This is a genomic window from Spirillospora sp. NPDC048911 (genome assembly GCF_043198015.1).
Taxonomy (GTDB): Bacteria; Actinomycetota; Actinomycetes; order Streptosporangiales; family Streptosporangiaceae; genus Spirillospora.
Window position 1 is genome coordinate 687,544 of the sequence record NZ_JBICUD010000001.1, and the last position, 13,346, is coordinate 700,889.

The 13,346-nt window shown below is 68.3% G+C and carries 12 protein-coding genes and 1 tRNA gene; 7 read left to right on the top strand and 6 right to left on the bottom strand.

Annotated features, from left to right (window positions below; translation table 11 throughout):
- Positions 1-171: 171 nt before the first annotated feature.
- Entirely contained in the window at positions 172-813 is a 642-nt protein-coding gene (locus tag ACGFNU_RS03255) for a DUF1707 domain-containing protein (RefSeq protein WP_392589714.1), read from the bottom strand.
- 491 nt (positions 814-1,304) lie between these two features.
- Here ACGFNU_RS03255 and ACGFNU_RS03260 point away from each other — a divergent pair, with 491 nt between their 5' ends.
- The 3 genes from ACGFNU_RS03260 (at position 1,305) to ACGFNU_RS03270 (ending at position 6,020) form a co-directional block, all read left to right on the top strand.
- Entirely contained in the window at positions 1,305-3,788 is a 2,484-nt protein-coding gene (locus ACGFNU_RS03260; protein ID WP_392589716.1) for a germacradienol/geosmin synthase, read from the top strand.
- Positions 3,789-4,851: 1,063 nt separating this feature from the next.
- Positions 4,852-4,986, top strand: a complete 135-nt coding sequence (locus ACGFNU_RS03265) for a hypothetical protein (RefSeq protein WP_392589718.1) — start codon at positions 4,852-4,854, stop codon at positions 4,984-4,986.
- A complete protein-coding gene (locus ACGFNU_RS03270) occupies positions 4,986-6,020 on the top strand; it encodes a CHAP domain-containing protein (protein ID WP_392589720.1) in 1,035 nt (344 codons plus the stop codon). The genes ACGFNU_RS03265 and ACGFNU_RS03270 overlap by 1 nt, the downstream gene beginning before the upstream one ends.
- A gap of 58 nt (positions 6,021-6,078) precedes the next feature.
- Here the strand turns inward: ACGFNU_RS03270 and ACGFNU_RS03275 are convergent, their stop codons facing one another.
- The 5 genes from ACGFNU_RS03275 to ACGFNU_RS03295 form a co-directional block, all read right to left on the bottom strand.
- On the bottom strand, positions 6,079-6,528 hold the full coding sequence (locus tag ACGFNU_RS03275) for a hypothetical protein (protein WP_392589722.1): 450 nt from the start codon (positions 6,526-6,528) through the stop codon (positions 6,079-6,081).
- 652 nt (positions 6,529-7,180) lie between these two features.
- On the bottom strand, positions 7,181-7,534 hold the full coding sequence (locus ACGFNU_RS03280; RefSeq protein WP_392589724.1) for a hypothetical protein: 354 nt from the start codon (positions 7,532-7,534) through the stop codon (positions 7,181-7,183).
- Between the two features lie 297 nt (positions 7,535-7,831).
- Positions 7,832-7,904 (bottom strand) — tRNA-Ala (locus ACGFNU_RS03285).
- A gap of 28 nt (positions 7,905-7,932) precedes the next feature.
- On the bottom strand, positions 7,933-8,664 hold the full coding sequence (locus tag ACGFNU_RS03290) for an HAD-IA family hydrolase (protein WP_392589726.1): 732 nt from the start codon (positions 8,662-8,664) through the stop codon (positions 7,933-7,935).
- Between the two features lie 56 nt (positions 8,665-8,720).
- Complete coding sequence (locus ACGFNU_RS03295) at positions 8,721-8,840, bottom strand: DLW-39 family protein (protein WP_220163873.1); 120 nt, start codon at positions 8,838-8,840, stop codon at positions 8,721-8,723.
- Between the two features lie 228 nt (positions 8,841-9,068).
- Between ACGFNU_RS03295 and ACGFNU_RS03300 the strand changes: the two genes are divergently transcribed.
- From ACGFNU_RS03300 to ACGFNU_RS03315, 4 genes are all read left to right on the top strand, one after another.
- Positions 9,069-9,272, top strand: coding sequence for a hypothetical protein (locus tag ACGFNU_RS03300; RefSeq protein ID WP_392589729.1), 204 nt, complete (start codon positions 9,069-9,071; stop codon positions 9,270-9,272).
- Positions 9,273-9,425: 153 nt separating this feature from the next.
- Complete coding sequence (locus tag ACGFNU_RS03305) at positions 9,426-11,318, top strand: M64 family metallopeptidase (protein WP_392589731.1); 1,893 nt, start codon at positions 9,426-9,428, stop codon at positions 11,316-11,318.
- Between the two features lie 260 nt (positions 11,319-11,578).
- Complete coding sequence (locus tag ACGFNU_RS03310; RefSeq protein WP_392589733.1) at positions 11,579-12,370, top strand: SDR family NAD(P)-dependent oxidoreductase; 792 nt, start codon at positions 11,579-11,581, stop codon at positions 12,368-12,370.
- 69 nt (positions 12,371-12,439) lie between these two features.
- On the top strand, positions 12,440-13,309 hold the full coding sequence (locus ACGFNU_RS03315; RefSeq protein ID WP_392589735.1) for an aldo/keto reductase: 870 nt from the start codon (positions 12,440-12,442) through the stop codon (positions 13,307-13,309).
- Positions 13,310-13,346: the final 37 nt, after the last annotated feature.

A 13,346-nucleotide genomic window follows, 5' to 3' on the forward strand; every position in this document is an offset into this window, starting at 1 on the left:
CTCGCTCGCGCGAGGGATTCCGAGCCCGTGCCTAGTCACGCGCGTGGGGACGTCAAGGACCGGCGGGCTTGAGACAGGCCAGCGGCGGCGGGCGGCAGTGTGGAGAGCGGCGGGCGGAGAGCGGCGGGCGACAGGTGGCGGGCGACGGGTGGCGGGCGGCGGGCTGGCTGGTCAGTGGCGGGTGAGCGGAGGTTCCTGCACCGTGACGCCGCCGAGCAAAGAGAACGCGCGCACGCGCACGGTGGGGGTCTCGGGATCTACCGGACCACACCCGTCGACATCGCCGTCAGCGCTGGCGGGGGCGTCTGTGCCACGACCGGCGAGGCGGCGGCCGACCATGCCGAACGCGAGCGCGCCGAGCAGCCCGCGACGTTCCAGGACCACCCGGACGCCCCTGGGCACGCACACCGATACACCACCGAGCAAAGAGACCTTGGTCAGCGTCACCTCCGGGGCCGCGATGTCCGCTTCACGGAGGTCGAGGTTGGTACCGCCGATGACGCCGAGCGACACCAGGTGACGGTCCATGTGCCAGCGGCCATGGCGGCGAAGCCCACCCATGGCCGCCACATGCCATTGGGTACGGACCTCTGGAGCGTCGTCGTTCTGTGCCGGGAGGTCGTCGACGAGCCCGTCGAGTTCGGCCCGGGTACGCACCAGCTGCGCGTCCTCGACTCGTTCACTGAACTCCTGCAGGCTCAACAGCCCCGCGCCGCACGCCTGATTCAACCGCGTGATGACGGCGTTCCGTTCGGCGTCCGAGGCCACCCCCGCCGAACGACCCGCGCGCGCCTTCTCGCTGTGGTCCTTCATGACGGCTCCCTTACCCAGAGCAGATGCTTATAGCCCAGCGCAACAGCCAAGGGCGAGCTTGGCGACTGGCTGACGCAGGCAGCGGACACCATAGGCGGACGACAAGCAGGCGTGGCCAGAGGAATCACAGCTCCTGGCTTAACGTGAGCAGACCGTGGACAAAGGGATCGCAGTCCCAGGCAGAGGCGAGCACGCGCGGGCATAGGGGAGCAGGCGCGGGCGGGACGCGCAGACCGCGGGCAATTGGGGAGCGCAAGCCCAAGGCAGGGCGAGCAGGCCGTGGGCGGACGACTGGCAGGTCGCAGGGACGGATAGCGGGTTCGGGGGTGGGGTTGGAAGGTCCTCAGCGGCTCGCTCTGGGTGGCCCCTGCGAACACCGACCGTCGCCGAGAGTGCGGTTTGTGACCCGGCGCAACCAGGGCATCATCCACTATCGGTTATGAAACATCACCCTCCGCCATCGGACGTCCCCCACACCTGAGAGGCGCGTCATGCCACAGCCTTTTGAGTTGCCCGACTTCTACATGCCGTACCCCGCACGTATAAATCCGCATCTCGAAATGGCTCGTGAGAAGTCCAAGGAATGGGCCCGTGAACTCGGGATGCTGGAAGGCTCGGGCATCTGGGACGAGGCGGACCTCGACGCGCATGACTATCCGCTGCTGTGCTCGTACACCCACCCGGACTGCGACGGCGCGGAGCTGACCCTTATCACCGAGTGGTACATCTGGGTGTTCTTCTTCGACGACCACTTCCTGGAGCTCTACAAGCGCACCCACGACCGCCAGGGCGGCAAGGAACATCTCGACAGGCTTCCCGCCTTCATGCCGATGGACCTCACTGCCGGAACGCCCGAGCCCACCAATCCCGTAGAGGCGGGCCTGGCGGATTTGTGGGCGCGAAGCGTGCCCACCATGTCCATGGGATGGCGCAAGCGCTTCGCCGAGAGCACCGCCAACCTTCTGAACGAGTCACTCTGGGAACTCTCCAACATCAACGCCCGCCGCATACCTAACCCCGTCGAGTACATCGAGATGCGCCGAAAGGTAGGCGGGGCGCCATGGTCCGCCGGGCTCGTGGAGCACGCGGCGCGGGCCGAGGTACCCGCCGAGGTCGCCGGCTCCCGGCCCCTGCAGGTCCTGCGCGACTCGTTCTCGGACAGCGTGCACCTCCGCAACGATCTCTTCTCTTACCAGCGGGAGATGGAGGACGAAGGCGAGCTGGCCAACGGCGTCCTCGTTCTGGAGACGTTTCTCAACTGCACGACGCAGGAGGCCGCGGACGCGGTCAACAATCTGCTCACCTCACGCCTCCAGCAGTTCGAGCACACGGCGCTCACCGAACTGGCGCCACTCTTCGCCGAAAAAGGACTCGACCCGGCGTCGTGCGCCAACGTCCTCGCGTACGTCAAAGGTCTCCAGGACTGGCAGTCGGGCGGCCACGAGTGGCATCTGCGTTCCAGCAGGTACATGAACAAGAAGGCCGCCATCGGCACCTCGCCATTCGAGCCGAACGGCACCGGCATCGGCGAGCTCAACGGCCTGGGCATGTCGGCGGCGAACATCAAGGCGCTGCTAAGCGGACTTCGCAACTTCACGCACACGCCGTACGAGAGAGTCGGGCCGTCGCGCATCCCCGAGCTCTACATGCCGTTCACCACCACACTCAGCCCGCACCTGAACGCTGCGCGCCGCAACGTGGTCGAGTGGGCGCACAAGATGGGACTCCTCCACCCGCAACCGGGCGTGCCGGGCTCGGAGGTGTGGGACGAGGCCAAGCTCGTGGACTATGACCTGCCGCTGTGCGCCGCCGGCCTCCACCCTGACGCCTCGCCCGAAGAACTCGGCCTCACGTCAGGTTGGCTGACCTGGGGTACGTACGCCGACGACCTCTATCCCGCGGCGTTCGGACGTACGCGAGATCTGGCCGGCGCGAAGCTCTGCAACGAACGCCTCCGCCTGTTCATGCCGACCCAGAGCCCAACGGTCGACGGACTCGCCACAGACGCAATACCGCACGACGCCACGTCCGCCCCCAACGGCGCGGCAGCCGACAACGCAGAGGCCGACGACACAACGGTGGACGGCGCGAAAGCCAACGACGCCGCACTGAACAGCACAACGGCCGACGCAATGGTGGCCGGCGCGGCCGGGGACGGCGCGAAAGTCGACGACGCCCCTCCCCTCAACGACAGCCTGGCGCCGGAGGCGGCCGCGGCCGTGCCGGTGACCCCGCTGGAACGCGGGCTTGCCGATCTGTGGGCCCGTACGGCAGGACCGTTGACGGTGAGCGCGCGCGAGAGGTTCCGCGCCACCATCGAAGCCATGCTCGACAGCTGGCTCTGGGAACTCGCCAACCAGACCGAGAACCGTATCCCCGACCCGGTCGACTACATCGAGATGCGCCGGAAGACCTTCGGCTCCGAACTCACCATGAGCCTGTGCCGGCTCGCCCACGGCCGCGAGGCACCGCCTGAGATCTACGGCAGCGGGCCGATGCGGTCACTGGAGAACGCGGCGATGGACTACGCCACCCTGCTCAACGACGTGTTCTCGTACCAAAAGGAAATCGAGTTCGAGGGCGAGATCCACAACGGCGTCCTCGTCGTCCAGAACTTCTTCCAGTGCGACTACCCCACCGCGCTGTCCATCGTCGCCGACCTGATGGCTTCTCGGATGCGCCAGTTCCAGTACGTGACCGAGCACGAGTTGCCCCTCCTGTACGAGGACGCCGACCTGGGTCTGGAAGCCCGCAGGATTCTCGACGAGTACGTAGTGGAGCTCCAGCACTGGCTCTCCGGAATCCTGAACTGGCACCGCGAGTGCCACCGCTACAAGGAGTCCGACCTGTTCCGCCACCACGGATCTTCGCCGAGTTCCGTGGCACCTCCCGCTCCGCGGAAGCCAAGCCTCGGCCCGACGGGCCTGGGCACCTCCGCAGCGCGTCTCTTCTCCGCGCCCCCGCCGACCTCCTGAGAGCCCAGGGCACAGCCGGACCCAAGCCCCCACCGGCTGTGCCCTGCCACACTCACCCAACCCCCGTCCAACAAGGCCTGCCCGCCCATACCCCGCCAAAGAAGGCCTCCGCTGAGCGGACCCGCGTCCAGACGCCGATGCAGCGGCAGGTGCAGGCGCAGAGGCAGGAACCGTTCCTCGCGCACGCATAGGACGTAGACATGGGCACGTCATCGGGGCGATGACAGGCGCAGAAGCAGACTTGCGAGCAGGCCCAGGCACTCAAGCCGGAGCCAGCGTAGAAACCGGCACTGGCGCCACGGTCGGCGCAGACGCGAAAGCACGCGCGGCCAGAAGCAGCGGACCGTCGTGCGGACGCGAAAGCAGGCGCAGACTCGGAAGCTGACGCAGGCGCGGAAGCTGGACACAGACGCGGAGCGGACGCAGAACCACGCGCAAGGGTAGGTACGGAAGCTCGCGCGGAGACGGAGACAGGCACAGGCGCGGCGCGGACGCGGAAGCACGCGCAGGCGCAGACCCGGCAGCAGGCGCAGACCCGGCAGCAGGTGCAGACGCGGAGGCTGGACACACGCGCGCACGCGGACGCACGCGCAGGGTAGGCGCGGAAGCTCGCGGGGCACGGAAGCTGGACGCACGCGCAGGGTAGGCACGGAAGCTCGCGCGGGCGCGAGACAGGCTCAGGTGGACGTGGACGCTGGCATAGGGACCGGCACTGGCGCGACGGCAGGCTCCTCTCGTGAACGTCAGCCACGGATCCGGGTCTCGCTAGGCCCACATCTCGCCTGGCCAGACGACCTCCGCTGAGCCGCGCCAGCGCTAGACGGACCCTGGTCAAGCCGATGTGACATGAGCGCTGGCGCGTTCGGCACAGGTCACCGCCATGGCGGCAGCGCGCTCCCCGCACCCCGGCATGGATCATCCGCGCGTTTGAGGGAAGTACGCGGATCATGCCAATTCACACCAAATCCCCCGCAATCAGGGTGGACATTGCGCGAATTTCGGTCGCTATGTCGATATTCCCCGCAATACTCGACGCCATCGTCACATCGCAGGAGATCCGACTATGACTGATCCGCCTCCTCTTCCTCCCGAGGCAGTGCCCAGCGCGCACCAGGCCACCGAGCCCGACGAGGCTCGGGTCCTCGCCGATATCTACGGCGAACCCGATCCCGACGGCTTCTATCGCGGGGGCGGCTGATGGGCAGCGCTGCGGCGATGATCGCCGAGGCCCGCAAGTGGCTGGGCACCTCCGGCCGGCCCAACGCCCTCACCCGCGCGTACGCGTCGCGGCACGGTGACGCGTTCCTCCGCGCCGCCTGGTGCGACATCGCGGTCACCGAATGGGCCCGCCGCTCCGGCAACGCCAGCGCCGTGCTCCCCGCCGGCGACCGCGCCTACACCGTCTGGCACGCCGAGGACTTCCAGAAGGTCAAACGCTGGTACACCGGCACCACCGCCAACATCAACAAGGCCAGACCCGGCGACATCGTCTTCTTCGACTGGGGCTCCACCAACAGCGTCGGCGCCATCGACCACGTCGGCATCGTCGAAAAGGTCCTCGGCGACGGACGCGTCCAGACCATCGAAGGCAACACCAGCGACTCGTGCCGGCGCCGCGTCCGCTCCGCCTCATCCATCGCCGGATACGGCCGCCCGACCTACAACCCGTACAAATGGAACGGCAAGGCCCCAGCGGCGACGCTGCGTCGCGGAGACATCGGCGACCGCGTGCGCGACCTGCAGAACGCGCTGCTGAAGGCCGGCGAGCGGCTGCCCAAGTTCGGCACCGATGGCGACTACGGCACCGAGACCGTGGACGCGGTCACCTCGTTCCAGCGCAAGAACGACATCACGGAGACGGCCGGGGTCTACGGCACCCGCACCGCGGCCGCCCTCCAGCAGGCTCTGTCCCCCCGTCCCCCCGAGGAAGACGACGAAGTGCGGTATTACGGACAGCTCAACAACGGCCCTTCCGCCATCACCCCCATCTCGATCCACCCGGGCGACGCGTCCTCGATCGGCTTCTGGGCCGACAACGGGATTCAGCAGCTCCCCCCGGCCAGCATCCGGGTCGCGATCCACGACGCCAAGGGCTGGTACTCCGAGATCCTGGTCGTCGACTCGGCCAAGCCCAAGCCGTGGATCCGCTTCCGTGAGCCCAAGACGACCGACGGCGTCAGCATCCGGCGCGAGGACGACGGCGCGGTGGCCGTCGCCTGGGACGCCTCCTGATCAGCAGCGCCTCTAGAACGCCCCGATCCACGTTGGGTCGGGGCGTTCGTCCGTCGGGCTACTCCTCTGCGGACAACGGACCCGAGGAGGGTCGCGTCACCGGTGGCAGAGGCAGCCTCAGGGCGGCATCGACGGTATCGATGGCCATCCGCAAATCCCTGATCTGCGCCAGGTAGTTCAGATTCATGGAGATGATGACCTCCCGAACCCGGCACATCTCAGTGATCACCGAGTCCGCGACCAGCCGGTAGCGCCGCCGTGCGTCGTAGTCCGCCACCCGGGCCTTCTCGGCCAGCGGCTTGAGCATCGCCACGCGCCGCAGATCCCCCGTCTCCCGAGCCTGGTCCATCTCGTGCTGGAAGACCTCCCGCTCGCTGCGAAGTGACTGCCACTCCGCAAAGGCGAACCGCAACCGGCTGCGCAGATGCCTCAGCCATTGCTCGGCGACCTCACGCTCAGCGGACCGCACCACGTGGTCGCGCCAGAGTTCCGATCGGACGGCCTCCACCGCCTCCCAGACCGCCTCCGGAACGACATCGGCCCCTTGGGGCCCGGGAACATCGGCCGGTCGGCGCCCCTGACTGTCCGCACACATCGCCGATCATCCCTCTCAGGGTGACTCCCGGACCGTAACTACCTACGCTACGCCGGTCTTCCGACCACTCAAGCTCTATACCCGGGCGGACGAATTTTTCCTCACCAGCACAAAAGAATCAGAAAATCTGCACCTACGAAGAGATCGACCTCCGACACTAACCGAAGGCTAGGGGCCCATTGATCCACAACCCAAGACCCCCACCTCACCCACATGCCAGGACGAACAATTTACACACCCTGACCTGCACACAAGCACTGACAATCAGAAGAACGAGTCATCCGTTCCTTGATCGCCTCATTGAGCCACCCCCTGAGGTACGAGACAGTAGCAGCGACACCTGAGTTCAATGAGACAAAGAACAGAATTTCCCCGCAGGAGCCCATCCGCTCCGCAATAAAAACGTCCAAGCCAGCACACCAAGCCGATCACGAAAATGATCGCTGACATACCAATTCGCCACCTTGCGCACAGCGCCGGCCTCCCCACGACCATGAGCCTCCAATGACGTCTAGCCAGGGCACGGCGGCAGACCATGCCCCGTCTGGACGTCCGGCGCTCGCGCTCAGGAGTTTCCGGTGGCGATACGCACCAGGACGACCACGAACGGCCCGACGACGGCGAACACAGTGGTGACGATCCGCGCGGTAGTGCGAGGGTCGGGATCACTCCACTTCCACGGAGGTAGCTTCTTCAAGGCGGCCGGAGTTTCGGGCTGGTCTTTCGCCCAGCGGTCCAAGCATCCCCGAAAGTTTGTCGCGAAGGGCAGGCCGATCACCAAGAACACGATGCCGAACAGCAGCGTTGTCCAACCCCCTGCGGTCGGACGGGTCTGGGTTGCTTCAGTGATAGCCGCGAAGGTCGACATGTCGACCTCCATCTCATGTCGATCATTCAGGGCGGTGAGCTCATGCAGCAAGCCCCAGATGCAGTCTGCATACTGTTCTCACCAGCTCGGGTCGGGGGCCACGTACCTCTCCGGCCCAGTGCGACAGCTCGCCTCCACCGGCAGACCGTCCTCGGCGGCATGGCCGTGCGCTCCGACCCAAATGATCACTACTCGTCGACCACGACCCGCTCGGGGCTGTCGCAGATGGCAGCCAACGTCGAGCTCACGGAGATGCAGCGATCGGGCGCGCACCGAAGCGAAGGAAGAGATCGTGAAAGCCGAAAGCCCAGGGCAGAACTTAGGCTCTGACCTGGGCTTTCTGGTGTGTGGAGCCTAGGGGATTCGAACCCCTGACACCCGGCTTGCAAAGCCGGTGCTCTACCAACTGAGCTAAGGCCCCTGGATGCGCCCTGGGAGGCGCGACAAGCTTACCTGTGCTCGGCGGTCACCGCGCCATCGTGGTGGAGGCGTGGCGACGGGAGGACGAGGTCGGGGAGGTCGGCCACGCTGGCGAGGACGTGGGTGGCGCCGGCGCGGTTGAGGCGGTCGGTGTCGTGGGCGCCCGTGAGCACCCCGGCGACGATGGAGGCGCCCGCGCGGCGGCCCGAGAGCATGTCGTTCTCGGTGTCGCCGCACACGGCGATGTGCCGTACGTCGTCGATGCCGAGGCGGAGCGCGGCGGACAGGATGAGGTCCGGCCACGGACGGCCGCGGCCGCCGTCCTCGGGGGACAGGGCCATGTCGACCCGTTTCCACCAGTCGAGCGTGTCGAGGATCCGGCCGAGGGTGCGGCGGCTGAAACCGGTCAGCAGGCACACGCGAATCCCGGCACTGGTGAGGCGCTCGAGGGCGGCCTCGGTACCGGGTACGGGCATGAGTCCCCGACGGTCGACGACCAGGTCGTACGAGCGTTCGAACGAGAGGTTCGCGGCTTGCGCGCGGGCCTCGTCGCCGGCGAAGAGCGTGCGGAAGACTTCGATCCTGGGGCGGCCGCGGGCGTCGTGGACACGGGCCATGGCGCGTTCGTGCGCCGTCGTGCCGGCGACGATCCCCATGGTGGCGATCGCCTCGGCGAAGGCCGTGGCCACGGCGTCGCCGTCGGCCACAGTGGTCCCGGCGAGATCGAGGCAGGCGATGGTGATCCGCTCTGCTCCGCTCACGCCGGGGCCTCCCTCGAAGTCAGTCTCCCGTTCTCCGCGGGACTATCTCCGGCGTCTCAGCTGTCGGAGGACGTGGCCTCGGTCCACAGGTCCAGCTCGGCGCGGTCCTGCTGGAGCCGACGCCAGACAGCGAAGCCGCCGAGAGCAACAACAGCGAGAACAAGCAGCTTCTTCACGGTGGGGACCCCTTCACCTCGACTATGAAGCCAAACCTGGGGGCCGTTCCGATCATGTAACTCTTCCCCAGGCTCTCCGCAGCCTAGCAACCGATCCCGGGCGCTCCGCACCCGATCACTGTTATCGGGCCCCGGCCGCCGTGGTGCGGAGGCTGTGTCGTTCGCGCCATCTCGCCGAACGGGCGGATCGGCCGCATAATCCGGGCACGGCGAGCTGCTGGGAGCCCCATGAGCACAGAGGACGACTTCGGTCTCTGGGAACGCGAACTCCGGGCCGCCAAGGCCGGCACGGGAGGCCGCGGCATGGTCGCGGTGGGCGCCCTCGTCGCCGCCGGATGCACGGCACTGATCATGTCCGGCCAGGCGCCGCTGGGTGCCGCCGGCCTGATCCTGTGCTCGGTCATCCTGCTGCTCTGGCGGCTCGGGCTCTGAGCCGACTGGAAGCGGCCAGCCCGATTTGTGGTGCTTAAGCCGATCTTCTCGCGATAATCCGGCTCTGCCCGTTTGATCAACGGGTCGAGCCGGCGCGCCCGGTCCTCCGGACCGACCTCGTCCCCCGTGCGCGCCTCTCGAGGAGGTACGCGCATGAGGAGAGCAAGGACGCTCGCGATCGCCGTGGTGACGGGCACCGCCACCGCCGCGCTCCCGGTCGGAGCGGCAGGTGCTGCCACCGCTGGGGTTGACGGTCCGGCCGCGGCCGCGGCCGCCGCGGATCCGGGCGCTGCCAGCACGGCTGGTGCGGGTGCCACTGCGGCGGGGGACGCGAAGGTGGTGCCTCTCCAGGTCACCGGCGATCCGGCCAAACGGTTCAATCTGGTCATCATGGGGGACGGCTACACGACGGCCGATCTGCCGAAGTTCCGGACCCACGTCGACAAGCATCTGAGCGACCTGTGGACGATCGAGCCGTTCAAGTCGTACCGCAGCTACGTCAACGTCTACGCCGTCGAGATCGAGTCGGGGGAGTCGGGCGTCAGCTGCGACCCGGCCCTGGAATCGCCGCGCCGTACGACCCCGTTGGGCATGGCGTTCTGGGGCGGCTGCACCACGCAAGGCCCCCAGCGCCTCCTGACGATGAGCTCGTCGGCCGCCAAGAAGTACGCCGACATGGTCAGCGGCACCTCGTCCGCCAACCGGCAGATCCTCGCGCTTGCCAACAGCGACACCTACGGCGGCGCGGGCGGCACGTACGCCACCGCGTCCGGCGGCAACGCGCTGTCGGCGCTGATCACGCCGCACGAGCTCGGCCACTCGCTGGGCGGCCTGGACGACGAGTACGACTACTACCAGCGCGGCGTCCCCGGCGGCACGTACGAGGGCCCCGAACCGGCGTCCATCCACCACACCCTGCTCACCGAGCAGCAGATGCGCGACCAGAAGAAGAAGTGGTGGCGCTGGCTCGGCGAGCCGAGCGAGTCCGGCGGGACGATCGGCCGGTACGAGGGCGGGCTCTACAACACCAAGGGCGTCTGGCGGCCGAGCCGGCACTCGATGATGAAGACGCTCGGCTATTACTTCGACCAGGTCGCCCGCGAACGCATGACCCAGCGGATCTCCGCCAAGGTCAACCTCGTCCAGGCGCACACCCCCGCCGACGCTCCCATCGGCGCTGACCGCGTGGTGTGGCTGGAGACGATGCATCCGACCGGCCACGAGCTGTCCGTCCAGTGGACGATCGACGGCAAGGTCGTCCGCGGGGCACGCGACCTCCGCAATCTCGACCTCCGCAGGCTGCCGCTCAGGCCGGGCGTGCACACGCTGAAGGCGACGGTCACCGACCCCACCGAGTTCGTCCGCGACCCGGACGTCCGCGCGTCCGCCGCCCTCACCCAGAGCCGCACCTGGACGGTCGACACGCGGGTCAAGACGCCGCCGTCGAACGAGGCGGCGGACTTCACGTCCGCTACCCCGACCGGCGACCCCGTGGGCGCGAAGGACGTCGTGTACGCGGAGACGACGCATCCGGCGCGGCGCACGCCGAAGATCTCGTGGTTCGTGGACGGACGGCGCGTCCGGGGCGGCGACCGTTCGATCGACCTGGAACGGCTGCGGCTCTCCCCCGGCACGCACCGGCTGGCGGCGAAGCTGGGCTCGCGTACCCGCGCCTGGACGATCGACGCGGGCCGCCCGACCGTCACGTACGAACTGTCGAAGGCCGCCAAGACCGTCAAGCCGAGGCCGGGCAAGCCCGCCGAGTACGTCTTCGACGGTCCGTTCACCATGCGGCTGACCGGCGCGGACGACCGCCCCGGCGCCGTCGTCACCGAGTTCCGGGTGGACGGGGACGGCTGGTTCAACTACTTCGGCTGGCCGACCGACTCCAAGGCCCCGTTCCTGTTCACCGCGAACGGCACGGTCATCGACAGCCTGACGTACGGCAAGCTCGGCACGGGACGGCACACGATCGAGTACCGCGCCATCGACCCGGCGGGCAACATCGGCCGCGCCGGCAAGTTCGTCGTGACCCTCAACGGCTGACGTCGCGCAAGGCCCCTGAGGACGGGTGACCAACCACCCGCCCTCAGGGGCGTCGCGGCAAACCCATCCCGATCGCGGTGAAGCCATCGCAATCGCGTAAGGCCACCCCAGGGCGCGGTGAAGCCGTCCCGGTCGCGTAAGCCCATCCCAGTCGCGGTGAGGCCATCGCCGCTGAGGCCGTCACGATCCAGGTCGGGATGAGGCCATTCCCGTGCGTGCCATCGCTAGCGCCAGGGGATGGCCGGTGGGATCATCCCGCCATGAAACTTCAAGGCGCGAGAGTTCTGCTGACGGGAGCCACCGGCGGCATCGGACAGGCGCTGGCCGAGGCGTTCGCCGCGCGTGGCGGCGAGGTGATCCTGACCGGCCGCCGCACGGACGTGCTCGAACCCCTGGCCGAACGGCTGGGCGGCCGCGCGATCGCCGCCGACCTCGCGGACCCCGCCGCACCCGAGCAGCTACTGGCCGAAGCGGGCGAGATCGACGTGCTCGTGGCGAACGCGGCGCTGCCGGGATCCGGGCTGCTCTCCGAATACTCGGTGGACGAGATCGACCGGGCCCTCGACGTCAACCTCCGCGCGCCGATCGTCATGGCGAAGCTGGCGGGGGAGCAGATGTCCGCTCGTGGCCGCGGGCATCTGGTCTTCATCTCCTCGCTGTCCGGCAAGACCGCGTCCGGGCAGGCCTCGATCTACAACGCCACCAAGTTCGGCATGCGCGGCTTCGCGCTCGCGCTGCGGGAGGACCTGCGTCCGCACGGCGTCGGGGTGTCGACGGTCTTCCCCGGCTTCATCCGGGACGCGGGCATGTTCGCCGACGCGAACGTGACGTTGCCGCGCGGCGTCGGCACGCGCTCGCCGCAGGACGTGGCGCGGGCGACCGTGCGGGCCATCGACAAGAACATCGCCGAGGTCGACGTCGCCCCGCTGAGCCTGCGGCTCGGCGCGCTGATCGGCGGCGCGGCGCCCAGCCTCGCGGCCGCGGTCCAGCGCCGCGCCGGCAGCGACAAGATCACCCAAGGCCTCGCCCAGGGGCAGCGCGGCAAACGCTGACCGGGTGGTCGCCGCATCGCGGCACGGTGATCCAATAGAACTCGACAACGACGACGTTCTGGGGGACCCATGAGTGACCTCTCCACCCGCCCGGCGGCTGCCGGCGGCACGTTCGCCCTGGGCGGCGACCTGCCCGTGCACCGGCTCGGGTACGGTGCCATGCAGCTCACCGGCTCCGGCGTCTGGGGCGAGCCCGCCGACCGCGACGAGGCCGTGCGCGTGCTGCGCCGCGCCGTCGAACTGGGCGTGACGTTCATCGACACCGCCGACTCGTACGGGCCGTACGTCAGCGAAGACCTCATCGCCGAGGCCCTCCACCCGTACCCCCACGACCTGGTGATCGCGACCAAGGCGGGCCTGACGCGTCCGGGACCGGGCGAGTGGCTGCCGCTCGGCCGTCCCGAATACCTCCGGCAGTGTTTGGAGATGAGCCTCCGGCGCCTCAAGCTGGAGCGCGTCGACCTCTACCAGCTCCACCGCATCGACCCGAAGGTGCCGCTGGAGGAGCAGCTCGGCGTCCTGCGCGACATGCAGCAGGAAGGCAAGATCCGCCGCATCGGCCTCTCCGAGGTCTCGGTGGACGAACTCGAGGCGTCCCGCAAGGTCGTCGACATCGCGTCCGTGCAGAACCTCTACAACCTGACGTTCCGCAAGTCGCAGCCGCTCCTCGACTACTGCGAACGCGAGGGCATCGGCTTCATCCCGTGGTTCCCGCTGGCGACGGGCAAACTGGCCGAGTCCGGCGGAATCCTCGCCGAAGCCGCCACGCGCCACAACGCGACCCCGGCCCAACTCGCGCTGGCGTGGCTCCTGCACCGCTCGCCCGTGATGCTCCCCATCCCGGGCACCTCCAAGGTCGCGCACCTGGAAGACAACCTCGCCGCCGCAACCATCACCCTCACATCCGAGGAGATCGACCAACTAACCGCCCTGGGCTGACTCCCCCAGCCACGCCCCGAAACCACCGAACCGGCGC

Coding starts and splice junctions, on each gene's coding strand:
- ACGFNU_RS03255 (WP_392589714.1), bottom strand. CDS start 813: ATGAAGGACCACAGCGAGAAGGCGCGCGCGGGTCGTTCGGCGGGGGTG.
- ACGFNU_RS03260 (WP_392589716.1), top strand. CDS start 1,305: ATGCCACAGCCTTTTGAGTTGCCCGACTTCTACATGCCGTACCCCGCA.
- ACGFNU_RS03265 (WP_392589718.1), top strand. CDS start 4,852: ATGACTGATCCGCCTCCTCTTCCTCCCGAGGCAGTGCCCAGCGCGCAC.
- ACGFNU_RS03270 (WP_392589720.1), top strand. CDS start 4,986: ATGGGCAGCGCTGCGGCGATGATCGCCGAGGCCCGCAAGTGGCTGGGC.
- ACGFNU_RS03300 (WP_392589729.1), top strand. CDS start 9,069: ATGAGCACAGAGGACGACTTCGGTCTCTGGGAACGCGAACTCCGGGCC.
- ACGFNU_RS03305 (WP_392589731.1), top strand. CDS start 9,426: ATGAGGAGAGCAAGGACGCTCGCGATCGCCGTGGTGACGGGCACCGCC.
- ACGFNU_RS03310 (WP_392589733.1), top strand. CDS start 11,579: ATGAAACTTCAAGGCGCGAGAGTTCTGCTGACGGGAGCCACCGGCGGC.
- ACGFNU_RS03315 (WP_392589735.1), top strand. CDS start 12,440: ATGAGTGACCTCTCCACCCGCCCGGCGGCTGCCGGCGGCACGTTCGCC.